We start from the raw sequence: 25,769 nt of genomic DNA on the forward strand, positions 1-25,769 counted from the left end.
TCATGAAGTTGTCATTAATCTCAGCGCTTATTGGCTCTCTTTCAATTAGCTGCCATACATTTGCCGCAACAAATGAACTTGAGCATATCACCACCACCGCCTCTCGTACCGAAGTGCTTGCTGATCCACTTCCTGTGGTTGTAAGCAGTATTTCTAAACAACAATTATCACTCATTGCGCCCACGCATATTCAACAAGCCCTTAAACAGGTTGCAGGTGCAAACTTACAACATGGTAATGGACAAGAGTACTTACCCGCCCTTCGCTCGCCAGTGCTATCGGGCGCTGGGGCCTGCGGTGGGATACTCACAGCAGAAGATGGTATTCCCCTGCGTGCCGCTGGTTTTTGTAATATCAACGAATTATTTGAAGCGCACACAGAAATGGCTGAGCGCATTGAGGTATTAAAAGGCCCAGGCTCAGCTCTTTATGGTTCCAATGCAGTCCATGGGGTTATTAACGTTATTACGCCCGATACAACCTATGATCACACCACACTTGGTTTAGACTACGGTTCTTTTGGCTATAGCCGCTATAAATTGGGGCAAGGTCACGACTTTGGCAAACAAGGCCTTGGTATTAATGTGAGTATCACTCGCGACACAGGCTACCGTGATGATGAAGGGGTTGACCAAGAAAAAGTGACCATGCGCCATCGTTATGATGCTGACAATTTCACGCTCAATAGCGGCCTTACTTATACGCATTTAGATCAACAAACCGCAGGCTATATTGAAGGCTTTGAAAGCTACAAAGATGAAGACATTGCACAGTCAAATCCAAACCCCGATGCCTTTAGAAAAGCACAATCGATGCGTGTGTGGTCCAAGTTAAATTGGACAAAAGACGACAACAATAGTTTCACGCTAACCCCTTACCTGCGCGACCAAAGCATGACCTTTTTTAAACACTTTTTACCCGGCACACCTTTGGAAGAAAACGCGCAACAAGGCGTAGGTATACAATCAATGTGGCAGCACCAATTTGCAAACGCAAGTACGCTTACCGTGGGCTTTGATGGTGAGCTTACCGATGCCGATTTTTTACAATACCAAGATAAGCCAACAGAGGGTTCTGCTTTTTTGGTCGCAACAGTCCCTCAGGGTAAACATTATGACTATCAGGTTACGAGTCGCTTACTGGCACCATTTATAAACCTAGACTGGCAATATGATGAACTATTAGTCACTGTAGGGGGCCGATACGAACACATGCGTTATGATTACACGAACCATATGCTCGCAGGGCGCACGAAAGAAGATGGCACCCCGTGCGGAATGGGTGGCTGTCGCTATTCTCGCCCAGAAAGCGGTATTAATAGCTTTGCTAATTTCTCACCTAAACTTGGCATAAGCTACCAATTTACCAATAATCACTTTATTTATGCCAATGCGTCTGAAGGCTTTCGAGCGCCGCAAGCGGCTGAGCTTTATCAGCTTCAGCGTGAACAAAGCGTTGCTGAGTTAAAATCAGAAATTGCAAAAAATTTGGAATTTGGCTTCAAAGGTCAGCAAGCACAACTTCATTACGTGATAAGTGCTTATGCTATGAATAAAGAAAATACGATTTTCCGCGACAGTGACTTTTTCTATGTCAATGACGGGCAAACCCAGCATCGCGGCATTGAGCTTGAACTCGCCTACGCCATTACGCCCACTATCTCAATGCAATTAGCTGCAACGCACGCTAAGCATACCTACAGCTATGACCAACTATTAGGTGAGGTTAATATCAATGGCAATGAGGTCGATACCGCCCCGCGTAATATCGCTAACTTACAATTACTTTGGCAGGCTAATGATATGACTCGGGTAGCGCTTGAGCTCTACAACACCAGCGGCTATTTTACCGACCCTGAAAATCTTCATCGTTACGAAGGCCACTCGCTGGTTAATTTAACAGCAGCTTGGCAGCTTACCCCTACGTTTGCTGTCACTCTGCGCGTGAACAACTTAACCGATGAGCACTATGCTGAACGAGCAGACTACACGAGCTTTAACGGCGATCGCTATTTTCCAGGAAGACCCCGTAACGCAATGTTATCAGCACGTTATCAGTTTTAAGTGACCGCATTATTTGGTGAGCTATCTCATAGTTCACCCACGCTGTTTAGTATTTAGGTATGATAGTTTTATCTCTTACTTAAGTTTCTAAACAGCGTGCCATCTTCTCAAAACGCAATTCGCACCCTTTTATTAGTGCTTGGCATTTTTCTTATTGCAGCCAGCTTACGCGCGCCCATCACAGGCATTGCGCCAGTACTAGAACAGATTATTGAGCAATTTAAGCTCACAGCATCGCAAGCCGGTATGTTGACCACTTTACCCCTGATAGCCTTTGCCATTGCCTCCCCCATGGCAGCAAGCTTGGCTAAAAAATATGGTCTGGAACTGTCGTTGTTTATCGCTCTGCTCCTGATTGGCGTGGGTGTTTTGTCTCGCCTGATTGATTCTGCAAGTGTTTTATTTATTGGCACCGCTGTGATTGGCGTTGGTATTGCGATTGGTAATGTATTATTGCCAAGTCTTATTAAGCGTGATTTTTCGCATAAAGTGGCGGTAATGACGTCAAGCTACGTACTTGCAATGGGCATATTTGGCGGGAGTTATTCAGCACTGATCACTCCCCTTGCAGAATACAAAGAAATAGGCTGGCAAGTGGCTTTAGCCAGTTATTCATTACTGGTGTTACTGGCCATTGTTGTTTGGCTTCCTCAGTTAAAACAGCATACGATGCCTAGCAAAGCACAGGTATCACACACCACTCAGGCGAAAGTTTGGCATTCACCATTAGCGTGGCAAATAACACTATTACTCGGTTTTAACTCATTTTTTACTTACATTATGCTTGGTTGGCTGCCGAGTATTTTGATTGAGTTTGGTCATACAGCTGAACACGCTGGAGCCTTGCAAGGTGCGTTTCAAGTTGCCTCAGCATTACCCGGTATCGTGCTTATTCCCTTATTAGCAAAACTAAATGATCAGCGAATACTCACTTTTAGCTTGGCCTTATTAGGTGCGCTATGTTCATTTGGATTATTGTACGCCCCAAGCTTCGCTATGATTTGGTCTGTCACCTTAGGGTTTTGCTCAGGTGCTTGTTTTATTTTAGGTTTATCGTTTGTGAGTTTACGTACTCATAATGCGCAGCAAGCTGCTGCTTTATCAGGTATGGCGCAATGTATCGGCTATTTACTGGCCGCAACAGGGCCAATCTTGGCCGGTACATTACATAGCTTTTTTAATAATTGGGCTGGCGCGCTCTGGCTATGTATTGTATCAAGCCTATTATGCGCGCTATTTGGTTACTTGAGTGGCCGAAACGTAACTATCAACAATGACGTAACTATCAACAATAAATAGTACAGCCCCTTATTGACTGGCTGCCGTGATTTCAAATGTGCTCATATCCGCTAAGTTATCAAGCCATGGTTTATGAGAACGATACCAAATATGTGTGTTTGGAATAAGCTCAGCGGCTTGCTCAACAGCCCCTAAACGTAAGCCATAAATGCGCTCGCCTTCGCCGACTGAGGTCGCGTACAAAGCAGTACCACAATTAGCACAAAACCCCTGCGCTCTTTGATTACCGCTTTCAGCGATTTTTATATATTCTTTTGGTATAGCACCCGTGAATGTAACAGCATCGGGCATTGACATAACAACGGTACGAAATGGTGCCCCTGAAATTATTTGACAGTCGGTACAATGACAGTTAAATACTTTATTTTCATCAACTTGTGCTTGGTAAGTTACCTCACCACAGTGACAACGACCCGTGATTTGCATATTAAACTCCCTCTTGTTTAGTTTCGTATAGATTCGCACGCTTGATACTGCGTAAGTCATTAAATCTTACCCCGTGCTGCGCCATAATAGGCAGTATTTTTTGACTAATAAGTTGGCGAATATAAAACGGCTGATTTGGCACAAAATGATGAATAGTATGGGTACGACCAAAGTCAAAACAAAATAATTGAAAAGGTATAAACCAGCGACTATTAATCACGTGAGTTTGCTCAATCACATTGTTTACACCACCGTAGTAATGCATCGATGAAGTAATAAAATTGAGCGATGATGAACGAATAATATTTGGTATTATTAACACCACCATCAAAAACTCAGCAACCGCCAGCACATCTACCCCCCAACTAGGTAACATAGATTCTAACGGCATAAATAACTGCAGTAAGTAGTACGCGATTACCCCATATAAAATAACGAAATAGGCGGTCGCAATTGGAAACCCCGCGTTAAATACGGTCAAAAACTTAAAGCCTTTAATTTCTTTATTAAAGCGCTTACTGCTGATTACTAATCCCAACAAACCATCAACAATCACCACAGCCCTAACAAGCGGGTTTTTTATGCCATTACCGACCAAACGTTCTTCTAAGTCTTGATTGGTTCCTGAGACCTTATGATGGTGCAAATGAATTTTACGTCGATACCACGGGTTCACCGTATTTGGTCGCATTAACCACACAACCAGCATCATAAAATTATGAAGCCAAGGACGTTTACTAAAATATTGCTTATGAATAAGGTCATGTTCAAGTTCGTGAGAAATAGACGTAATCACAGCCGCTAAAATAATACACAACCACGCGGGAATGAGGCTCATATAATAAAGTGACGCGACACCAATTAATGACAATAGTGACAACAACAAAATAACCAAAGCAATACTATTTTGTTGATTAAGAACAGGGTATTTCGCTCTCAGTGCTTGTTCTTCTGTTTTAATAGCACTGACAATCGCCTGAATATTTTGCTTAGCGGTTAATTTTGGCATAGTTACGTTTGCTCGTTTGTGTATACCAAAATCATACCGCGAATACTCAGCGGTCTCTAGCAAATTGCTCTAAAAAAGGAAGTATCTGACTGGGTGGCAAAGGTTTTGAAAAGTAATAACCTTGAATATAGTCACAACCAGCATCCGTTAACACTTCAAGTTGAGCGTATTCTTCAACCCCTTCAGCAACCACTTTAATACCCAGTACACGACTCATTTGAATGATTGATCTAACTAAGGCTTCGTCAGCTAAATCAACATGTATTTCATCAATAAACGACTTGTCGAGCTTGAGCACATCAACCGGAAAACGACGCAGGTAACTTAACGATGAGTAACCAGTACCAAAGTCGTCTAACGAAATTAAACACCCTGCTGCTTTAAGTTGAGTAAGCACGTCGAGGTGATTGGTATTTTCGGGGGCAAGTACACTTTCAGTTAATTCAAACGATATTTGCGAAGGCTTAACACCTTGACTCTTTATGATGTCAATCCACACATTGCGTTCAGGGTTGTACTCTGCAAACTCAAATAATGAACGGTTAACATTAAATACCAGTTGATCATACCCTTGTGCTTCAAGTGCCTTAATTTGCTGACACGTTTTTATTAACACCAATTCACCGAGTGGAATTATGACACGCGACTCTTCCGCTAATGGTATAAACTCTACAGGCGACACCCACTGCCCTTGGTTTTGCCACCTGACTAAGCTCTCGAATTTAGCAACTGTGTTATTTTCAATATCAATAATTGGTTGAAAATAAACCTCTATCTCGTTGTTCTTAACAGCCTGTGTCAGTTGCTCTACCAGTAAATTGTGTTTTTTAACCTTGTCGTCCATTTCAGTACAAAAGTGTAAATATGGATCCGCTGTTTGTTTTGCGTTTAAGCTAGCCAGCTCAGCTTGCCTAATAAGACGACGGGCTATTTTTTCAATTTTAACCTGCGATGTCAGTACATTATTATATTCATAATGACTGATACCCAGTGTCACTGTTACATGCTGACGAATACCGCCAATAGAAAAAGGCTCAATTAATAAAGCATTAATTTGTTTACAGACAAGTTCAAGCTCATGGCTATCCTGATAGGTCTGTAATATTGCAAAGCTGTCACCATCGATGCGTGAAAATGCACACTCTTTAAAGGTATATGCCAGCCGATTTGCTATTTCACATAGCAGTTTATCCCCGAAGGTTAAGCCATATACGGTGTTAATATCTTGAAATCGATCAACATCAAAATAAATCACTGCCAAGTGCGTATTAACATCATTTTGATGCGACGGTGCCGAAATTAAATCACAAATACGTTCTTTAAAATAAAAGCGATTTGTGAGGCCCGTCAGTTGGTCATGATTTGCATGAAAATAAATTTTCCGCTCAGCTTCTTTTTTCTCTGTGATATCGAGAATGAAGGCGACGTAACACACCTCACCATTGTTAACCATTTTAGTAATTGATAAAAACTGGGTGTATAAGTCCCCTTGCTTGTTCTTATTCATGATCTCACCAGACCATTTACCTTCGGTATCAATGTGATGCCACATGGCACGATAAAAATGCGATGCATGCTTATTCGAACTCAATATTTTAGGATTTTTTCCTATAATCTCGTCGAACGAATAGCCAGTCATATTCGTAAATGCAGTATTTGCGTATATGATCTCGACATTTTCATTGCAGATAAAAATAGCTTCGTGACTTTGTTCTATCAATTGATTGGCAAAATCTAACTTGGCAATAAAGCGATCTTTTTCAATCTCTCGTTGAATAAGGCCTGTAAATAAGGAAAAGAAAGACTCAATTTGCATGGCATCACTGATTGCATGCTGAAAAAGTGCAACGAGAATGGTATCTGTTTTACCAGACATACTCTGCAAGGGCACCCCGACATACGCTTCAATACCCATATCAACGAGTAATTTATCGTCTGGAAATAATTGCTGTACGCCTGAGCTATAGCTCGAGATACCGCCGCAACTTACATCGTTGCAAGGCGTGCAGCGAATATCATAACTAATGTTTTCAACGATTTCGTCATTGGCCACCAACGTTAGCGTTGTTGCCTGCATGGTGTCTTCATCAACATGAGCTAAAAAAACGTGTGACGCACCCACCACTTCTGACAAAGAGAGGCATATAGCATTATAAAAGTTTTCACTTTTAAGATTAGATATACTTTCAACAATACGTTTTAGGTCGAATGTACCCACGCTTCCCGCCTTATCTTATATGCACTAAGTGTTTGACTTAACTTAAAGTTAAGGTTTCAAATTGTATTACATGAAGCCTATAAATACCATGCTACTCTAGTCCATTATGATTAATTTTCAATCAAGTAGACACACAAAATCAGGGGTTATTTAATTACTCAACATTGTTTGAACACCTGTGATTAATAATAGAACAAAAAGGATTTTATAGGGGCAATCAGAGCATGCCAGAAGAAAATGAATGAAAGGTTAGCCATGGCATTATACTGAAAGCTGTCTTTATGCCCCCTCTTGCAAAAGGCACGAATGTTTAAAGTTACGTTGGTTAAAAGATGCAGTGGTTAAAAGGTACGCAGGCAAAAAGACACGATGCGCAGACTTTACTTGCCTAATTGCCACGCCCCGTGTGTTACTCAAAAACGCGAACACACAACATAAGACACATAACTGATTTATTTCAGGCATAAAAAAACCCCAGCAAAAGGTGCTGAGGTTAAAAAGTGGTACCAGTGGGCGGACTTGAACCGCCACGCCCGAAGGCAACGGATTTTGAATCCGTCATGTCTACCAATTCCATCACACTGGCTTCATTTTTCTTTAACCTTCTAAACACGAGAAGATAAAGAAAAACCACTTTAGAGCAATAAGCTTTTTAACTGCTTTTGTCTCTATGCCAAGCATTATACAAAGAATGGGTGAGGCAGCAAGCGTTTTATGCGGCCTGATGAATCAACCGCACAATTATTAAACAAGTTGTTAACCAGTGTGCTTTGGCATCATTCGAGAAACAATGGCCTGACAGTCTATTTCATGGCTTAAACAACCATACTGCGAAAAGTGAGGACCTTTCAAACGGCTTGTTACAAATGCGTGTGCGATAATGGGTTCACCAAACTGCAAGAGCGTTGCGGCTTGCCAAAGCTGTGCTAAGCGCTCAATGATCCGCCGAGCCTGTATTTCTAAATGTGACGTATCGGTTAGTAATGCCTGCAATTCATCAAGCTTATCGGCGTAATCACTGTTTAGTGCACGTGCTTTTTCAAGCTCCTTCATAAGCGCCGTTAACGATTCTGGCTCGCGGTTAAACACGCGCATTAAATCTAAGCATTGCACGTTACCTGACCCTTCCCAAATTGAATTAACAGGGGCTTCTTTATAAAGGCGACTGGCAATATTGTCTTGCACATAACCTACTCCACCAATGCATTCCATCGCCTCGAAGGTGTGCTGAACTGCACGCTTGCAAATCCAGTACTTTCCAATCGCAGTCGCACTGCGAACGAGTGCAGCTTCGCTATCATCGTCTTGTTTATCAAGTGCGTGGGCAATCCGCATCGAGATTGCCAACGCGGCCTCTGCTTCCAATGCTAAATCAGCTAAGACATTCAGCATTAATGGCTGTTGATGCAGTTTTTTTCCAAAAACAGCGCGCTCTGATGTGTGCCATACCGCTTCTTTTACTGCTTGCATCATCAATGAACTTGAGCCGAGCATACAGTCATACCGTGTGAGTGCGACCATTTGAATAATCGTCTTAATACCACTGCCTGGTTCGCCCAACATCCAGCCATGCGCTGATCTAAACTCGATTTCAGAACTGGCATTTGACTGATTTCCTAATTTATTTTTTAAACGCTGAATATAGACGGCATTTTTTTCACCACTTTCAAGCCAGCGCGGCACTAAAAAGCACGACAATTGTGAATTAGGGGCATAGGCGAGCACTAAAAAAGCATCGCTCATGGGGGCTGAACAAAACCATTTGTGTCCTTCAAGCACGTAAAGCTGCCCTGCACCGCCTTCATTTAGTGGTGTTGCTTTGGTGGTATTTGCTCGTACATCGGTGCCTCCTTGCTTTTCGGTCATGGCCATACCAATCGTAACACCTTGTTTTTCAAACCACGGCTTGTTGTCGCCATCATAATGATTGGCCAGTATTTTTGGCAGCCAAACTTCAGCGATATTGGCTTGACTGGCAATAGCGGGCACACTCGCAAAGGTCATCGTTAGCGGGCAACCTGACCCTGGGTCAGCATGATTATGTAGTACAGCCATCACCGCGCGTACAACATGACTGCCTTGCTTTTTTTGCTGCCAAGGTAAGGCACAGTGTCCTTGCGCTATGGCATGCTGCATAAGCTGATGATAACTTGGATGGTAATCAACATGGTCAATACGCTCACCAAAGCGGTTATGTGTATTAAGTTCAGGCAAATGCTTATTTGCCAAGAACCCAGCTTGTAACAGTTCCCCTCCCACCTGTTGCCCAAAAGCAGAAAGATGCGCTGTTCCCCATTGTCCCGCAAAACAATTTTGCCAATACTGCAACACGTCGTCAGCCTCGTACGCGTTATAGTTTTCAAGCGGTTTGGGTTGATTAAATACCACGTGGGTTTCACTCGAAGAAACAGACATAGAAGGGCTCTCTTTTTTATTATTTTTTCAACTATAGCAGGTCAGACCTGTTTGTCGACAAGCGAAACCCTCGCTAAGTATTTCTTGTTTGCTAAGGACTTTGCTAAACTACAGCGCAATTTAATAGGATGAGAGTGTTTATGTCAGCTGAGTTTCCTCGTGCCGGTTTTTGGCGCCGTTTTGCCTCGTTAATTTACGACACCTTGGTTGTGATTGCCTTTGCAATGCTCACAACTGTGCTATACCTACTGGCTGTTCAGGGACTTATTTCACTTGATGTGTTGAGTATTGGCAATGCTGAGGATGTCTCAGCGTATATTCAAAACTCCCCTTTGCTTTATGGCATCCGTAGTGGATTACTGGTGTTAGTGAGCGTGGCATTTTTTAGTTACTTTTGGGCTAAAAGCGGGCAAACCATAGGCATGCGCGCATGGCGCTTAAAAGTACAAACCCTCGATGGTAAGCTGATTAGCTGGCAACAAGGTGCGCTAAGAGCAATATGTGCTTTATTAGGTTTGGGTAATTTAGTGGTGCTGATTGATTTTAAAAACAAACGTGCACTGCAAGATTACATAGCTAAAACAGAAGTAATTACGCTCACAAAAGAAGAAAATAAACGCATTTATCGCTCATTGGATTAGGCGCAGTTCGCTTAATTAAGCTTATTGGTGTAATCACTGATTGGTAAAGCGATACAGTAGATACAAAAAAGCGTGACTAAATGGTCACGCTTTTTTTGTAATTAAGTACGTTTACTACACACGCTTATTTAGCAAGTAGGTCGCAAAACCAATAAATAGAATGCTTGGCAACACCGCACCGACAACCGCTGGAATTTGATATACCATCACCACAGGGCCAAATATTTCATTGGTTAAGTGGAAGGTAATGCCGGTTATAACCCCCATAATGATTCGAGCGCCCATTGTAACGGTTCGCAGTGGGCCAAATATAAACGACAACGCCACTAATAACATCACCGCGATAGACACAGGCTGCATTACTTTGCGCCACAGTGCTAACTCATAGGTGCTGGTATCTTGTTCATTTTGTTTTAGGTAACTCAAATATGACCAAAGCCCAGTAAACGATAACGCTTCTGGTTTTACCGATACAACCCCTAATTTTTCTGCTGTTAACTGTGAATCGTAAAACTCTTCAGTTTGCTGTTCAGTGCTAATCTGTTCTGGCGTGATTTTAACTTTATTAACGCCACGCAACAGCCAACCATCTTTTCGGTTTATGGCTTCTTTTGCTTTCGTTATTTGAGTTAATTGCAATGACTTATCAAAATGATACATATGTACACCACGCAATACGCCTTGCTGATCAACATCTTCTATATTTATAAAGTTGCTGCCATCTTTTGCCCATACACCTTGTTTGGCATTAAAGACATCACCCCCGTTAATAGCGTGGTTGCGTATTTCTTTCGCTTTAAGCTGTGCTTCGGGCGCTCCCCACTCACCAAGCGCCATCATACAGATAGCCATAAACATGGCAGTTTTCATTACCGAGGCAATAATCTGTAAACGCGACATGCCCGCGGCCTGCATCACCACCAACTCACTGTTTGATGCTAAAGCACCGAGTCCCGTTAAGCCACCAATGAGCGCTGCCATTGGAAAGAAAATAACCAAGTCTCCCGGCATGCTGTACACAGTGTAAATAAGTGCTGTCGCAATATCATAACTGCCACGCCCTACCGATTTTAACTGTTCAATAAATTTAATAAGGGTACTGATACCAACCAGCACCATTAATGCAAATCCTGTAGTTTGAATAATGCTGCGGCCTAAATACCAGTCGAGTGTTTTCATCATGCGCTTAACTCCCGCTTAGTCACCACTGCTTTTAACCATGCGCCGAGCGGGCGGCCTTTAATAATCAATAAACCACCAATAAACAAGGCAGATAAATGAATCCACCACAGCCCAATTGAAGGTGGTATTTTACCATCTTCAACGGCAAATTTAGCGGCATTTAGAAGGATGAAATACCCTAAATACAAGCTGATTGCAGGCACTAATTTAGCAAATTTACCTTGTCGTGGGTTAACCACACTAAGCGGAACGGCCAGTAAAGTAAGCAGTGGAATCGAAAGCGGTATTGCAATACGCCACTGCCACTGAGCAACCGCTTCTACACTTTTCATTTTAAATAAATCAAACGTTGGTACGGCTTCTAATTTACGGCGTTGATGTTCAATTTCTTGGTCTTGGATTTGTACGCTATAACCATCAAACTCTGTCAGGTTAAGCGCCGCAGATTCACCGTCTGTTTCATAACGCTTACCATCATTCAAAATAAGTTGTTGCTCACCGTTATCTTGTTCAATCACGACACCACGCTCTGCGTAGACTAACCGTGCCAAATCACCTTTCTCACGGTCAGGTAACTGGGCAACAAAAACTTTGTGAAGTTCTTTACCACTGTTTTCAATATTATGAATAAAGACAACGGCTTTTTCGTTGCCTGTTTGCTGAAAACGACCCGCTCGAAGTGCAGACAAACCAGCATCGGCTTTTGCTTGTTCTTTTAATTGATACTCTTGCTCACTCGCCCATGGTGCAATGTACAGTGTTAAGGCACCCGCAAGAATGGCCATCGCTGTACTTGAAATAAGCGTGACGCGCACAACATACCATTCACTGACGCCACAGGCTCTAAACACCGTCATTTCGCTATCGGCATAAATACGACTATAGGCCAAAATAATGCCTAAAAAGATACTCAAAGGGAGAATAAGCGACGCAAGCTGCGGTAGTTTTAACGCGATCATCGAAAGCACAAGCTTTGCAGGAAGTCCTCCATCTGAGGCATCACCTAAAATCACCACAAACTTTTGCGACACAAAAATGGTCATTAAAGTTAAAAATACGGCGACCTGCGACTTTAAGACTTCAGTGGTCAAATAACGGAAAATTAGCAATGCTCGCCCCTGTTAAACATCGTGTTTCACTGGAATAGTAAGAAATTTTGAGTAAACTAGTTATTTTACTCACTTTATTATATGCCATCACAATTAAATATCATACCTAGCAAGAACATATAATCTTGCATTTATAGTACAGATGGCATCTATTATGTGATATTGATATTCACAATAAGATAAAGTTCAAAAACACGTAAATAGAGTCATAGTTTATGAGCTAATATTAGTGTTAATAAACTAAAAAATGTAAGAAAGGACTCGAAAATGAATTTCTTACCCTTATTTACTAAGGTTATACGACTCAAAATCAGGAGTGACAATGGAATTTAGCGTAAAAAGTGGTAGTCCAGAAAAACAACGTAGCGCATGTATTGTAGTTGGCGTTTATGAGCCACGTCGTTTATCGCCCATTGGTGAACAGCTAGATAAAATCAGCGATGGTTATATTTCAAATTTACTGCGCCGTGGCGACCTTGAAGGTAAGCCTGGTCAAGTATTGTTGTTGCATCATGTACCCAATGTACTGAGCGAACGCGTTTTACTTGTAGGCTGTGGTAAAGAGCGAGAGTTGGACGACAAACAATATAAACAAATCATCTCTAAAACCATTAACACGCTGAACGAGACAGGCTCTATGGAAGCGGTATGCTTTTTAACAGAGCAGCACGTTAAAAGCCGTGATACTTATTGGAAAGTACGTCAAGCCGTTGAAACGACACAAGATTGTTTATACACATTTAATCAGCTTAAAAGTAAAAAAAGCGATCCTCGTCGACCATTACGCAAAATTGTCTTCAATGTACCGACACGCCGTGAACTCACGATTGGCGAAAGTGCAATTGAGCATGGTTTAGCTATCGCAGCCGGTAGTAAATTATGTAAAGACGTTGCCAATATGCCACCTAATATCTGTAACCCAGCGTATTTAGGTGAGCAAGCACAAGAGCTTGCCGACAACTTTGACAATGTCACGGTTGAAATTATTGGTGAAGAAAAAATGGCTGAGCTTGGCATGAATTCATACCTTGCTGTCGGCCGTGGTAGTGCGAACGAGTCTGTGATGTCGGTGATTAAATACCAAGGTGCCGACAAAGACCAAGCCCCTATCGTACTCGTTGGTAAAGGTTTAACCTTTGACTCTGGCGGTATTTCAATCAAACCAGGCGAAGCCATGGATGAAATGAAATACGACATGGGCGGTGCAGCTGGGGTTATTGGCACAATGCGCGCATTGGCTCAAATGCAGTTACCTATTAATGTGGTTGGTGTGCTTGCTGGTTGTGAAAACATGCCTGGTTCAAATGCTTATCGTCCGGGTGATATTTTAACGACAATGTCAGGTCAAACTGTTGAAGTATTAAATACGGATGCAGAAGGCCGTTTAGTGCTGTGTGATGCACTCTCCTATGTTGAGCGCTTTGAACCCGATACCGTGGTCGATGTAGCCACCTTAACGGGTGCCTGTATTATTGCGCTTGGTTCGCATGCAACGGGGTTACTTTCAAATCATAACCCGCTTGCCCATGACTTACTTAAAGCATCTGAGCAAAGTGGCGACCGCGCATGGCAGTTGCCACTGTGGGATGATTATCAAGAACAACTTGAAAGCCCATTTGCTGATTTCACCAACTTAGGTGGCCGTGCAGCTGGGACAATTACTGCTGCGTGTTTCTTGTCTAAATTCACCAAAAAATACAATTGGGCGCATTTAGATATCGCTGGTACAGCATGGCGCAGTGGTGGTAAAAACAAAGGTGCAACGGGTCGTCCGGTGCCAATGTTGACACAGTATTTACTAAACCGTGCTGGCATTAGCGAAGCAAGCCACGACTAAGCACGTTATTTACAGAGTAAGTAACGCTAAATAAGGCGCCAAATGGCGCCTTATTAATTGAAGCAATACGCGTTCTATGTCAAAATCTCTGCTTTGATCTGTGTATCTGTGGGGACGCCCGTCACAATGAGCATGAACGCACAATTTTACGTTCTAAAACAAGATGATAACAGCCAGCAAGCTGATAAAGCGTGTTTTGATCTTGCCGCTAAAATCGCTGCGGATCAGTATCGTCTTGGTCATCGCGTATTTATTTACGCCGATAACATCGACACGGCCCACACAATCGACGACATCATTTGGTCATTTGAACCAGATAGTTTCATACCACACAACCTACAAGGTGAAGGCCCTAAAGGCGGCGCTCCAGTAGAAATTGGTATGACGCCACCTGTCGGCAACAGAAAGATATTAATCAACTTAGCTGAACACCTGCCGGATTTTATTCGCCGTTTTCAGCAAGTTTTTGACTTTGTTCCCGTTGAGCCAACCGCTAAACAAGCTGCCCGTGAGCGGTTTAAAAAGCTTCGCCAACTGGGCGCCCATATTGCAACGCAAGAAATTGACATTTAAGCATTTATTTAAGGTTCTGTGTAATGGATAAAACCTACAATCCGCAAGATATTGAACAGTCTTTATATCAAGACTGGGAAGAAAAAGGCTACTTTAAACCATCTGGCCAAGGTGACGCATACTCAATCATGATCCCGCCACCAAACGTCACGGGTAGCTTACACATGGGCCACGCATTCCAAGACACTATCATGGATACGCTAACACGTTTAAAGCGTATGCAAGGCAACAACACATTATGGCAAGTAGGTACCGACCACGCAGGTATCGCAACACAAATGCTGGTTGAGCGTAAGCTTGCTGCCGAAGAAGGTAAAACACGCCATGACTTAGGTCGTGATGCATTTATCGACAAAATTTGGGAGTGGAAAAATCACTCTGGCGGCACAATTACCAAACAATTACGTCGCTTAGGTGCGTCAGTCGATTGGGACCGTGAACGTTTCACTATGGACGAAGGTCTGTCTGAAGCCGTAAAAGAAGTGTTCGTACGTCTTCATAAAGACGATTTAATCTACCGTGGTAAGCGTCTAGTAAACTGGGATCCTAAGTTACACACAGCCATCTCAGATCTTGAAGTTGAAAATAAAGACAAGCAAGGCCATATGTGGAACCTTCGCTATCCACTCGCTGATGGCGTAAAAACACAAGACGGTAAAGACTACATCATCGTAGCAACAACGCGTCCAGAAACCATGTTAGGTGATACTGGCGTGGCTGTTAACCCTGATGATGAGCGTTACCAAGACCTGATCGGCAAAGAAATTTTACTGCCTATCGTCAATCGTCGTATTCCTATTGTTGCCGATGAACATGCCGACATGGAAAAAGGCACGGGGTGTGTGAAAATCACGCCAGCGCACGACTTTAACGATAACGAAGTAGGCAAACGTCATCAACTGCCTATGATCAACATCTTCAACAAAGATGCGGCAGTATTAAGCCAAGGCGAAAGCTATACTTTCGACGGTAAAGAGCTGGCGCTTGATGCACCTATTCCTGAACGCTTGCACGGTCTTGACCGTTTTGATGCGCGCAAGGCAATTGTGAGCGAATTTGAAGAACTGGGTTTATTAGAAAAAATTGAAGACCACAGCCTAACGGTTCCTTACGGTGACCGCTCTGGTGTGGTAATTGAGCCTCTACTAACAGACCAATGGTACGTGCGTGTAGCACCGCTTGCAGAACCAGCCAAAGAAGCCGTTAAAAACGGCGACATTAAATTTGTACCACAACAATATGAGAACATGTACTTCTCGTGGATGAACGACGTACAAGATTGGTGTATTTCACGTCAACTTTGGTGGGGTCATCGTATTCCAGCTTGGTACGACAACGAAGGTAACGTGTATGTTGGCCGTGACGAAGCAGAAGTTCGCCGCGACAATAACATTGCTGATAACGTGGCGCTTAAACAAGACGAAGACGTACTTGATACATGGTTTTCATCAGCACTGTGGACCTTCTCAACACAGGGTTGGCCTGCAAACACAGATGATTTAAAAACCTTCCACCCTTCAGATGTATTGGTAACCGGTTTCGACATTATCTTCTTCTGGGTTGCACGTATGATCATGATGACCATGCACTTCATCAAAGATGAAGACGGCAAGCCACAAGTTCCATTTAAAACCGTTTATGTCACCGGTCTTATCCGTGATGAAAACGGCGACAAAATGTCTAAATCAAAAGGTAACGTACTTGACCCAATCGATATGATTGACGGTATCGACCTTGAAAGTCTCGTTGAAAAGCGCACTGGCAACATGATGCAGCCACAGCTTGCGAAGAAGATTGAAAAGAATACCCGTAAAACATTCGAAAATGGTATTGAAGCACACGGTACAGATGCCCTACGTTTCACATTAGCGGCAATGGCTTCAACAGGCCGTGACATAAACTGGGATATGAACCGCCTTGAAGGTTATCGTAACTTCTGTAATAAACTATGGAATGCGAGCCGTTACGTATTAATGAATACGGAAGAGCAAGATTGTGGTTTTAATACTGAGGCTGAAAAGCAGTATTCACTAGCTGACCGTTGGATTTTAGGTCAATTTGAAGCCACGGTTAAAACCTACACAGAGCACCTAGAAAACTACCGTTTTGACCTTGCTGCAAACACTATCTACGAGTTCACATGGAACCAGTTCTGTGATTGGTACTTAGAGCTTACTAAGCCGGTATTATTCAAAGGCAACGAAGCACAACAACGTGGTACGCGTCATACTCTTATCACGGTATTAGAAAGCTTACTGCGCTTAATGCACCCAATGATGCCTTATATCACAGAAACAATCTGGCAACGTGTTGCACCGCTGGCGGGTATTGAAACTGAAAACACCAGTATTATGGTGCAAGCTTTCCCTGTATACACAGCTGCAAACGTCGACAGCCAAGCAATGGACGACCTAGAGTGGGTTAAACAGTTCATTCTAGCTATCCGTAATATCCGTGGTGAAATGGATATTAGCCCAAGTAAACCATTGTCGGTTTTACTGGCTAATGCATCAGATGAAGACACGCGCCGTTTAGCTGATAACGAAGCATTCTTAGCATCACTTGCTAAGCTTGAAGCGTTCACGCTGCTTGAAAATAAAGACGATGCACCAGCGTGTGCAACATCGTATGTTGGCAACTTGGAAATCATGATCCCAATGGCTGGCTTAATTGATGTTGAAGCTGAGCTTGGTCGTATTGCTAAGCAGCTAGAAAAAGCTGAAAAAGGCTTAGCGCAAGTACAAAATAAACTTGCCAACGAAAAGTTTGTGAACAACGCACCTGAAGCAGTTCTTGCTAAAGAGCACGCTAAACTTGCTGAGTTTACAGATGCAAAAGACAAACTATTAGCGCAAAAGGCGAAAATAGAAAGCCTATAACGCCATACACTAAGCGCGATTAATTCGCGCTTACAAAAAAGCCGCATCATGGTATTTCATGATGCGGCTTTTTTAATTTCTAATAAGTATCAGCGATTTTTACACAGTATAAAAATCGCCTTAAATATTAAAATGTGTAGTTATACTGAGCACCTAATAGTACAGCATGACCTTTTGATTCATATTCCCATGAAACATTTTGGCCAAGTGACGCTGCTAAACTATCTTTTTCAGTGAAGTTTTGTGTTTTACCACGAAGAATACTCACACCTAAGTCGATATTTGAGTTTTCGCTGAATGCGTAATTACCACCGAACGAGAACCAGAAACGGTCTGTATCAGGAATAGAGATTGAAAGGTGTGATTGATCAGCTGGCGATTCATCGTAGGCAATACCTGCACGAAGTAATAACGCATCGCTGTACTGATAGTCAGTACCAATTGAGTAACGCATTGAATCAGAGAAATTCTCTTCTTTAGAGAAAACAGGCGTTTCACGGCTTGGTGTATACGCTTCTAATTTCTGGAAGCTATCCCAACCAGTCCATAAAATGCTGTAGTGTACGCCTAGCTTTTTGTCTAATTGATGTGAACCAGAGAACTCAGCAATCGCTGGTAATGTTAATTTTAGCTCGCCAGGTACAGTCATGCCCGCTAAACCACCCACAGCTGCAGGTAATTGGTTTGAGTACTCACCTTCAAAATCGATATCTGTTTCGCTGCGGTAGCTAAAGCCAAAGCGATTATTTTCATCAAGTTGGTACATTGCACCCACGTTCCAACCAAAACCGTAATCGTCACCTTCAAGGTGAGCAATTTGCGTATTCGCAGGGATACCAAATGGGTTAGCACCGGCATTACGAACTACTTTTGCATCAGCGTAAACATAGTTTAAGCCAAGACCTACGCTGAACTGCTCGTTGATTTTGTACGATGCACTGGCATTCATGTTAACAGTTACGATTTCAGTTTCACCCGCAATCGAGCCTGCCGCATAGTCGTCATTAAACTCAGTTGAAAGACCAAAGTTAGAAAAAGCACCAAAACCTAACGACACTTTGTCATTTAATGGCATGGTGAAGTAACCCGCAGGAATAAATGCAGATGGAGCGATGCTATCATCATCAATTGAGTTTGCATCTAAACCATATGCAGCGCTCTGGCCTTTTAAGCTTACGTCTGGAATAACAGCAATGCCTGCCACTGAAATTTGCTTGTCTTTGAATAAAGACATAAGTGCAGGGTTACGAGCTACAACTGAAGCATCATCAGCAACGGCTGCTTCACCTGCGTATGCACGGCCTAAACCTGATACATTTTGCTCTGCTAATTGGAAAGCTGCAGCAAAGCTGTCAGCAGAAACAACAGCAAGTGATGCTGCAATCAATGTTTTAGTGAACTTCATAAATCTGTGTCCTCTTGCAATCTAATGCGTTAGCGATACCAATTTATAGTGCAACCAGCTAGTTAGCTTTTAAAGTTAGCGCTAGATGTTGGTATTAGATGTTTTATTCTAATAATTACAAACTTTCGAACATTACCTTAATTAAGATCAAAAAACTGTAATTTTTCGTTAGAAATAGGTAAAAAACCCACATTTTAACAACAAGATAACAACTTATTAAAACTCATCAGATCTCTGGTAACAAACAGCAATTGATATCAATTATCATTTGCATTGACATCTTTTTAGCATCGCTTTAGACTAAAATCAGTGTGTTAATGGATTAGGCGTGGTTATGGAAATCGCTTTTATTTTTACTGCATTGCTCTTGTGTGGAGTCAGTGTTTACTACTTCTGTAAAGCAAATTACTGTGCTTGCACCAAAGCCGGTGAGTGCGATAACCCCGTTAATCAGTATTGGTTAGGTGCGATGTGCAGCGCGGTTCTGTCGTTATTGTTGTGTTGTGTTGCTTTGCATGTCGAAAAAGGCACATTATTGTGGTTGGTATTAATGGTAAGTTGTTTTAGTGGTGCATTTATTTCAGCTAAACGTAATGCCAAAAAGCGCTGCACTAAAGCTAAACAAGCAAATGCTCTTTTAACAAACGAGCCAAATTAAGCTGATAATCAAGCGGTTTGATACTAGCAACAATCTTTAATTCATGGTTTTCGCTTAAATTAACATCTTTAGCGGTAATATGGTGCTTGTGTTTAGCATTATAAAAAATTTTTACTTTAGGCTTTATAGGGTTCTCATGATTCCCTTCCATCACTAACGCAAGGCGTTCATTGTTAAGCTTAACAATTGTGCCAACTGGATGTACTCCCAAGCACTTAATAAACCGCTGTACAAGTTCTGAGTCAAACAGGTGCTTATTAGCCAACAAGTAACGTAATGCCGAGATAGGCTCTTCGCCTAATTGATGAGGGCGGTCTGCTGTCATTGCATCATACACATCGACTATAGCCATCATTCGCGCTGGCCGACTCAGCTTTTCAGCGCCAATGCCACGCGGGTAGCCACTGCCATCTAAGCGTTCATGATGATTAACGACCATATCAAGCATTAACGGGCTAATTCCCTTTTCACCTTTAATCACACCTAAGCTTTGTGCGACATGTTTTCTAACAACCTGCATTTCTGTGTCATTCAATGCACTGGGCTTTGATAGCACTCCTTGCGGCATTTTTGCTTGCCCTATATCATGCAAAAGCGCTCCCATAGCAAGTTCTTTTATCGTTTTTTCTTTGTAGCCTAGATACTTAGCAAACACACTGACTAAAATTGCGGTATTAATCATATGACGCCAATTATAGATATGCTTGTCTTTAAGACGCGTTAATATCGTCAGCGCATTGTGATTCCGAAACACAGAGCCGACAATATCAACCGCAATATCATCTAATAAACTCATATTCATTTTCAGACCCGCGGTGATGTCTGAGTAAAGTGCTTGTAATTTACGGCTGTACTGTTCGTAGTGAACACTCGCCTTAAGAAACTCCTGCTCAACCGTTACAGCGTGCGACTTAGTATTAAGGGCGTCAGTTTGCTCTACAATGGGTTTGCTTGGTTCTGCAACTGGTTGGTATTTTTTAGGAAGCGCAACATCACTCTGAGCAAAATCGATAAGGAGTTCTTCAACGCCCTCAGAAATTAAACGCTTAATAATGGTTTTATCACGCACTAAACCACGCGTTTTTATTTTAATGCTGTTTATGTGTTCTTGTTGCTTACTGACACTGTCAACAAACATCCCTGGTACAAGTTCGGCAATCGGTAAGGTGATTAACATAAAAAGGTTAGTGCATAAAAAATCGAGTTTTCATTATCGCCCAACCGAAAAAAATGTCTATAGATCAAGTCTCGAATACGAAATAGGTATGAGTTAATTTTAGAAGTTAGAAGTTAGAAGTTAGAAGTTAGAAGTTAGAAGTTAGAAGTTAGAAGTTAGAGGTTAGAGGTTAGAGGTTAGAGGTTAGGAAATTATAAGCGCGATTGTATATCGCGCCATAATTCAAACAGTAACGCGGGGTAAACCCGCTGCTACATTTTATTCCTGAAAGTATGTGCCCCAACCGTCATACTCAACGTCACATTGCTGTGCAAGGGCTTCTAATTTATCAACATCTTCCATTATGACTTCAACGTCAAGCTCAGCTTCAACAACGACGTCAAAGCTCCATACTTTTTGGCCATCTTCTAGCTCAAGTTCTGCAGGTTCTTCAACATCGTAGCCAAGTTTAAATGCGGCTAGCGCAGCTTGCTCTAATTTTTCGAAGTTTTCACTTACGAAGTGATGTTCAACTTCATACAGTACTTCAGGATCTGAGCCATCTTCAAGGAGTGAAGTAACAATGTCTTCACTAATTTCGCGCCAATTTTCCATTATTTATTTCTCACTTGAGCATCTAATTCAGTTATTTTAGCAGCCATAATATTATGAACATGCGACGCATGCTCACGTGCAGTTACGTCTTTATCAAGATAAATCGGCGCTAACATTTCAAGGTAAATTGTACCATTGTCTAAGCGGTTTAGCTTAATAGTTTTATGCGTGGTACTCATACAAACAGGCACAATGGGGACATCTGCACTCATTGCGGTATGAAATGCCCCCGTTTTAAAAGGCAGTAAACCGCGACCATAACTCCGAGTTCCCTCTGGGAACATCCACACAGACAGACCTTTTTGCTTTATTTTTTCGGCTGATTTAGAAATGGTACCCGCTGCTTTTGAGCGGTTTGCACGGTCAATTAAAATATTACCTGAAAGCCAGTATAGCTGACCAAAAAACGGAATCCACTTTAAGCTTTTCTTACCAAGGCTGACACAATTTTCTGGCACCATCGCGGGTAAGGTGAATATGTCGTAGTTGTTTTGATGATTTGCTACATACACTGCTGGACCCACATTTTTAGCGTCAGGGTGATAAGTCAGCTCAAGCTTAACGCCTAGCAACACCGCCATTTTACTAAACCAACCTGAAACAATGTGCACATTATTATTGTGAAATGGTTTAAAAATGCATAAAAGCAAACCAAACACACAGCTTAAAACAATAAATAACGCCATGATAATAATACGAAAAACAGCTAACAAACGGATTCTCCTCGAGTAAATCAGCGCGCATTATAACGTGAAATATGTCATTACCATAGCTTTTGGCGTACATGTGTGCGCTAAGATATTAATCTCTTTTCGTTGCAATAAAAAAGGCCTGCTTAGCAGGCCTTCTTAATTTATTCACTCAAATCTGTTGAGGATTCGTCTGGTTCATCGGTGTGTGTTATTTCTACCACCGCTTCATCTACACGCTGTAACCCTCGTGGTAGCTTATTACCTCGACGACCGCGCTCACCATGATAATGCTCAAGATCACTTGGTTTTAAGGTTAATTTACGCTTGCCTGCATGAAGTGTCACACTGCTGCCCTCAGGCACCACCGCAAGTACTTTTACAAACTCTTCACGGGCTTGTACTTTTGCACTAGGAATAGAAATAATCTTGTTTCCCTTGCCTTTGCTTAGCTTAGGTAAATCACGTAATGGGAATAACAGCATACGGCCTTCATTTGAAATCGCCATACAGTAATCTGTCGCAACATCACTCACACGGATAGGAGCAAGTAGCTCTCCGCCTTTAGGCACGCTAACCAGCGCTTTACCATTCTTGTTCTTACTAACAAGATCTTTAAAGTCGCTAATAAAGCCATAACCTGCATCTGAAGCCATCAATAATACTTGATTGTCTTCTGCCATCACCACATGTTCAAAGTTAGCCCCAGAGCTTAAATTAAAGCGCCCTGTCATTGGCTCACCTTGGCTTCGCGCTGACGGTAAGCTGTGCGCATCCGTGGCAAATGCTCGACCACTTGAGTCAAGGAACACCGCAGGCTGGTTGCTCTTACCACGCGCCGATGCTTTATAGTTATCGCCTGATTTATAACTGAGTCCTTCCACATCTAAATCATGGCCTTTACCGACACGTGCCCAGCCTTTTTCAGACAGCACAACAGTGACTGATTCTGATGGAATAAGATCTTTCTCGCTCAATGCTTTTGCTTCAACACGCTCAACAACAGGTGAACGACGATCGTCTCCGTACATTTCAGCAGCTTCTTGAATTTCTTTCTTCATTAACGTCGACATACGACGATCTGAGCCTAGCGTTTGCTCTAATTTATCACGCTCTTTGGCAAGCTCATCCTGCTCGCCTTTAATTTTAAACTCTTCAAGTTTCGCTAAGTGACGTAGTTTTAATTCTAAAATCGCTTCGGCTTGCGTGTCTGTTATTGCGAAACGCTCCATCAGCACTGGCTTTGGCTTATCTTCAGTACGGATGATTTCAATCACTTCATCAATATTTAAGAAAGCAGTTAATAAACCTTCTAAAATATGTAAGCGCGCAAGTACTTTATCTAAACGGTACTGTAAACGACGACGTACTGTTTCACGGCGGAACGTTAACCATTCAGTTAAAATGCTGAGTAAATCTTTTACTTGTGGGCGTCCATCTAAACCCAGCATATTTAAGTTTACGCGGTAGTTCTTTTCTAAATCGGTTGTCGCAAATAAGTGGGCCATTAATGGCTCTGCTTTAATGCGATTTGAGCGCGGTACAATAACGATACGCGTTGGGTTTTCGTGATCAGATTCATCACGTAAATCTGCCACCATTGGCAGCTTTTTCGCATTCATTTGCGCCGCTATTTGTTCAAGTACCTTAGCACCTGAACATTGATGCGGTAGCGCCGTAATAACAATATCACCGTGTTCTTCGGTGTAGATTGCCCGCATTTTAATTGAACCACGACCAGTTTGATAAATTTTACGAATATCGTCTTTTGGTGTGATGATCTCAGCTTCTGTTGGGTAATCAGGCGCATGCACTAATTCCAGCAGTTCTTCGATTTCAGTTTTTGGTTTATCGAGTAATAAACAACATGCACTCGCCACTTCACGCACATTGTGTGGTGGAATATCGGTTGCCATCCCCACCGCAATACCCGTCACACCATTAAGTAAAATATGCGGTAAACGAGCAGGCAGCACCATCGGCTCATCTAATGTGCCATCAAAGTTAGCCGTCCAATCAACAGTTCCCTGCCCAAGCTCTTTAAGTAAAACTTCTGAGAACTTTGATAAACGTGCTTCGGTATAACGCATTGCAGCAAATGACTTAGGATCATCCGCGGCCCCCCAGTTACCTTGCCCATCCACCAGCGGATAACGGTAAGAAAACGGCTGCGCCATTAAGACCATGGCTTCGTAACATGCGCTGTCACCATGTGGATGGTATTTACCTAAAACATCACCCACGGTACGCGCTGATTTTTTATATTTTGCTTGTGCCGATAAGCCCAGCTCACTCATCGCATAAATAATACGGCGCTGTACAGGTTTTAGACCATCGCCTACATGCGGTAAGGCGCGGTCCATAATGACGTACATCGAATAATTTAAATAGGCGTCTTCAGTAAAGCGCCCCATTGTTTGTTGTTCTATGCCCTGCATCAGCAAGGTATCTGTATCACTCATTAACGCTTACCTATTTTTTCTTAGCGCTAACGCGGTAAATCGCATTAGCGTAATCGTCTGAGATCAATAAGCTGCCATCTGCAAGTTCTGCAAATGCAACTGGGCGACCAAATGTTTCTTCATTTTGCATAAAGCCAGTAATGAATGGGGTGTACTTTGTAATACGGCCTTGTTCAACATTGGCTAGCATGACTCTATAACCCGACTTTTTCGAACGATTCCACGAACCATGCTCAGCAACAAATAACTGTTCTTTGTAGTTGGCCGGAAATTGCTTACCGTTGTAGAAATGAATACCGAGTGGTGCAACATGCGCCCCCAGCGCCAGTGCAGGTGATTTGTAATCAGCAATACGCTTACCTTTGCCAAATTCAGGGTCTAAAATAGCCCCTGCATGCACATAAGGGAAACCGTAATGAGCGCCTTCTTCTCCTTCACCTACTCGGTTAATCTCGCATGGAGGCATGTCATCGCCCATCATGTCACGGCCATTGTCACTGAACCAAAAAGCATGGGTAGTTGGGTGATAATCAAAGCCCACTGAATTACGTACACCTTTGGCAATCGTTTTAATTTCTTTGGTATCAACATCCAAAGAGAAAATACGGCCGTACTTGTCATCTTCTGCACAAATATTACACGGTACACCAACAGGAACAATTAACTCCCCCGTTGGCGCAAAGCTAATAAACTTCCAGCCATGGTGACGATCGGTTGGGAACTTATCGTAAACCACCTCAAATTTGGGTGCTTTTAAATGTTTATCAATTTCTTTAAAACGAATAATACGTGACACTTCAGCAACGTATAAATCGCCGTCTTTTATTGCTAAACCCGACGGCATTTCGAGCCCTTTGGCTATCACAATTTTCTTATCTGCTACACCATCACTGTTATGATCGATAAGCGCATAAACATTGCCCGCTTTTCGCGAGCCGACATACACAATGCCTTTTTTAGAAACGGCAATTTGACGCGCATTCTCAACATCATCTGCAAATAAACTAACGTTGAAGCCATCTGCAACCGTTAGTTTATCTAAAATATCTTTTGCCATCACTGGCGCTGACAACAAGCTCAGTGATAATAATGAAGTCAGTATTTTTTTCATTTTTCTTGCCTTTTAATTCATT

General features: G+C 42.4%; 19 protein-coding genes and 1 tRNA gene. 7 read left to right on the top strand and 13 right to left on the bottom strand.

Annotated elements, in window-relative coordinates; genetic code table 11:
• The first annotated feature begins 2 nt into the window (after window positions 1-2).
• Window positions 3-2,063, top strand: a complete 2,061-nt coding sequence (locus D0907_RS12980; protein WP_118844600.1) for a TonB-dependent receptor — start codon at window positions 3-5, stop codon at window positions 2,061-2,063.
• Between the two features lie 96 nt (window positions 2,064-2,159).
• Window positions 2,160-3,362, top strand: a complete 1,203-nt coding sequence (locus tag D0907_RS12985; protein ID WP_074988922.1) for an MFS transporter — start codon at window positions 2,160-2,162, stop codon at window positions 3,360-3,362.
• Between the two features lie 9 nt (window positions 3,363-3,371).
• Here the strand turns inward: D0907_RS12985 and D0907_RS12990 are convergent, their stop codons facing one another.
• The 5 genes from D0907_RS12990 to D0907_RS13010 form a co-directional block, all read right to left on the bottom strand.
• The gene (locus tag D0907_RS12990; RefSeq protein ID WP_074988923.1) at window positions 3,372-3,788 is read right to left on the bottom strand and encodes a GFA family protein; all 417 of its coding nucleotides are present in this window, start codon (window positions 3,786-3,788) and stop codon (window positions 3,372-3,374) included.
• A 1-nt stretch (window position 3,789) separates the two neighbouring features.
• Window positions 3,790-4,797 (bottom strand): fatty acid desaturase, encoded by a 1,008-nt coding sequence (locus tag D0907_RS12995; protein WP_074988924.1) that lies wholly within the window; start codon window positions 4,795-4,797, stop codon window positions 3,790-3,792.
• Window positions 4,798-4,843: 46 nt separating this feature from the next.
• A complete protein-coding gene (locus D0907_RS13000; protein WP_074988925.1) occupies window positions 4,844-7,015 on the bottom strand; it encodes a putative bifunctional diguanylate cyclase/phosphodiesterase in 2,172 nt (723 codons plus the stop codon).
• A 501-nt stretch (window positions 7,016-7,516) separates the two neighbouring features.
• Window positions 7,517-7,601: transfer RNA gene (locus D0907_RS13005), tRNA-Leu, on the bottom strand.
• 170 nt (window positions 7,602-7,771) lie between these two features.
• The gene (locus D0907_RS13010; RefSeq protein WP_065979701.1) at window positions 7,772-9,430 is read right to left on the bottom strand and encodes an acyl-CoA dehydrogenase family protein; all 1,659 of its coding nucleotides are present in this window, start codon (window positions 9,428-9,430) and stop codon (window positions 7,772-7,774) included.
• A gap of 140 nt (window positions 9,431-9,570) precedes the next feature.
• Here D0907_RS13010 and D0907_RS13015 point away from each other — a divergent pair, with 140 nt between their 5' ends.
• Window positions 9,571-10,071 (top strand): RDD family protein, encoded by a 501-nt coding sequence (locus D0907_RS13015; RefSeq protein WP_036966174.1) that lies wholly within the window; start codon window positions 9,571-9,573, stop codon window positions 10,069-10,071.
• A gap of 114 nt (window positions 10,072-10,185) precedes the next feature.
• Here the strand turns inward: D0907_RS13015 and lptG are convergent, their stop codons facing one another.
• On the bottom strand, window positions 10,186-11,253 hold the full coding sequence (gene lptG / locus D0907_RS13020) for an LPS export ABC transporter permease LptG (protein ID WP_074988926.1): 1,068 nt from the start codon (window positions 11,251-11,253) through the stop codon (window positions 10,186-10,188).
• A complete protein-coding gene (gene lptF / locus D0907_RS13025) occupies window positions 11,250-12,362 on the bottom strand; it encodes an LPS export ABC transporter permease LptF (protein ID WP_118844601.1) in 1,113 nt (370 codons plus the stop codon). The genes lptG and lptF overlap by 4 nt, the downstream gene beginning before the upstream one ends.
• A 322-nt stretch (window positions 12,363-12,684) precedes the next feature.
• Between lptF and pepA the strand changes: the two genes are divergently transcribed.
• From pepA to D0907_RS13040, 3 genes are all read left to right on the top strand, one after another.
• The gene (gene pepA, locus D0907_RS13030; protein ID WP_118844602.1) at window positions 12,685-14,199 is read left to right on the top strand and encodes a leucyl aminopeptidase; all 1,515 of its coding nucleotides are present in this window, start codon (window positions 12,685-12,687) and stop codon (window positions 14,197-14,199) included.
• Window positions 14,200-14,325: 126 nt separating this feature from the next.
• The gene (locus D0907_RS13035) at window positions 14,326-14,772 is read left to right on the top strand and encodes a DNA polymerase III subunit chi (protein ID WP_036966161.1); all 447 of its coding nucleotides are present in this window, start codon (window positions 14,326-14,328) and stop codon (window positions 14,770-14,772) included.
• A 23-nt stretch (window positions 14,773-14,795) separates the two neighbouring features.
• Window positions 14,796-17,651 (top strand): valine--tRNA ligase, encoded by a 2,856-nt coding sequence (locus D0907_RS13040; protein WP_118844603.1) that lies wholly within the window; start codon window positions 14,796-14,798, stop codon window positions 17,649-17,651.
• A 127-nt stretch (window positions 17,652-17,778) separates the two neighbouring features.
• Here the strand turns inward: D0907_RS13040 and D0907_RS13045 are convergent, their stop codons facing one another.
• Window positions 17,779-19,056 carry an outer membrane protein transport protein gene (locus D0907_RS13045; protein ID WP_036966153.1) on the bottom strand — a complete coding sequence of 426 codons (1,278 nt, stop codon included), beginning with the start codon at window positions 19,054-19,056 and terminating at the stop codon, window positions 17,779-17,781.
• A gap of 334 nt (window positions 19,057-19,390) precedes the next feature.
• On the opposite strand from D0907_RS13045, the gene D0907_RS13050 reads away from it, so the two are divergent.
• Window positions 19,391-19,714 (top strand): hypothetical protein, encoded by a 324-nt coding sequence (locus tag D0907_RS13050; protein WP_036966150.1) that lies wholly within the window; start codon window positions 19,391-19,393, stop codon window positions 19,712-19,714.
• Here the strand turns inward: D0907_RS13050 and D0907_RS13055 are convergent.
• The 5 genes from D0907_RS13055 to D0907_RS13075 form a co-directional block, all read right to left on the bottom strand.
• Window positions 19,674-20,891 carry an HD-GYP domain-containing protein gene (locus tag D0907_RS13055; protein ID WP_074988927.1) on the bottom strand — a complete coding sequence of 406 codons (1,218 nt, stop codon included), beginning with the start codon at window positions 20,889-20,891 and terminating at the stop codon, window positions 19,674-19,676. The two genes, D0907_RS13050 and D0907_RS13055, sit on opposite strands and share 41 nt — an antisense overlap.
• Window positions 20,892-21,149: 258 nt before the next feature.
• Window positions 21,150-21,485, bottom strand: coding sequence for a ribonuclease E inhibitor RraB (rraB, locus tag D0907_RS13060; RefSeq protein ID WP_036966145.1), 336 nt, complete (start codon window positions 21,483-21,485; stop codon window positions 21,150-21,152).
• Window positions 21,485-22,198 carry a 1-acylglycerol-3-phosphate O-acyltransferase gene (locus D0907_RS13065; protein WP_036966142.1) on the bottom strand — a complete coding sequence of 238 codons (714 nt, stop codon included), beginning with the start codon at window positions 22,196-22,198 and terminating at the stop codon, window positions 21,485-21,487. Before D0907_RS13065 ends, rraB begins: the two co-directional genes overlap by 1 nt.
• Before the next feature lie 140 nt (window positions 22,199-22,338).
• A complete protein-coding gene (gene parC / locus D0907_RS13070; protein WP_036966139.1) occupies window positions 22,339-24,636 on the bottom strand; it encodes a DNA topoisomerase IV subunit A in 2,298 nt (765 codons plus the stop codon).
• A gap of 10 nt (window positions 24,637-24,646) precedes the next feature.
• Window positions 24,647-25,747: a PQQ-dependent sugar dehydrogenase gene (locus D0907_RS13075; RefSeq protein WP_036966136.1), complete on the bottom strand. Its 1,101-nt coding sequence runs from the start codon at window positions 25,745-25,747 to the stop codon at window positions 24,647-24,649.
• Window positions 25,748-25,769 lie beyond the last annotated feature (22 nt).

The sequence above is a fragment of the Pseudoalteromonas lipolytica genome (genome assembly GCF_003515105.1).
In the GTDB taxonomy this organism is placed as follows: Bacteria; Pseudomonadota; Gammaproteobacteria; order Enterobacterales; family Alteromonadaceae; genus Pseudoalteromonas; species Pseudoalteromonas lipolytica.

Coding starts and splice junctions, on each gene's coding strand:
- rraB (WP_036966145.1), bottom strand. CDS start 21,485: ATGGAAAATTGGCGCGAAATTAGTGAAGACATTGTTACTTCACTCCTT.
- D0907_RS13050 (WP_036966150.1), top strand. CDS start 19,391: ATGGAAATCGCTTTTATTTTTACTGCATTGCTCTTGTGTGGAGTCAGT.
- D0907_RS13055 (WP_074988927.1), bottom strand. CDS start 20,891: ATGTTAATCACCTTACCGATTGCCGAACTTGTACCAGGGATGTTTGTT.
- D0907_RS13010 (WP_065979701.1), bottom strand. CDS start 9,430: ATGTCTGTTTCTTCGAGTGAAACCCACGTGGTATTTAATCAACCCAAA.
- D0907_RS12995 (WP_074988924.1), bottom strand. CDS start 4,797: ATGCCAAAATTAACCGCTAAGCAAAATATTCAGGCGATTGTCAGTGCT.
- D0907_RS13045 (WP_036966153.1), bottom strand. CDS start 19,056: ATGAAGTTCACTAAAACATTGATTGCAGCATCACTTGCTGTTGTTTCT.
- D0907_RS13035 (WP_036966161.1), top strand. CDS start 14,326: ATGAGCATGAACGCACAATTTTACGTTCTAAAACAAGATGATAACAGC.
- D0907_RS13015 (WP_036966174.1), top strand. CDS start 9,571: ATGTCAGCTGAGTTTCCTCGTGCCGGTTTTTGGCGCCGTTTTGCCTCG.
- pepA (WP_118844602.1), top strand. CDS start 12,685: ATGGAATTTAGCGTAAAAAGTGGTAGTCCAGAAAAACAACGTAGCGCA.
- D0907_RS12980 (WP_118844600.1), top strand. CDS start 3: ATGAAGTTGTCATTAATCTCAGCGCTTATTGGCTCTCTTTCAATTAGC.
- parC (WP_036966139.1), bottom strand. CDS start 24,636: ATGAGTGATACAGATACCTTGCTGATGCAGGGCATAGAACAACAAACA.
- lptG (WP_074988926.1), bottom strand. CDS start 11,253: ATGATGAAAACACTCGACTGGTATTTAGGCCGCAGCATTATTCAAACT.
- D0907_RS13075 (WP_036966136.1), bottom strand. CDS start 25,747: ATGAAAAAAATACTGACTTCATTATTATCACTGAGCTTGTTGTCAGCG.
- D0907_RS12990 (WP_074988923.1), bottom strand. CDS start 3,788: ATGCAAATCACGGGTCGTTGTCACTGTGGTGAGGTAACTTACCAAGCA.
- D0907_RS13040 (WP_118844603.1), top strand. CDS start 14,796: ATGGATAAAACCTACAATCCGCAAGATATTGAACAGTCTTTATATCAA.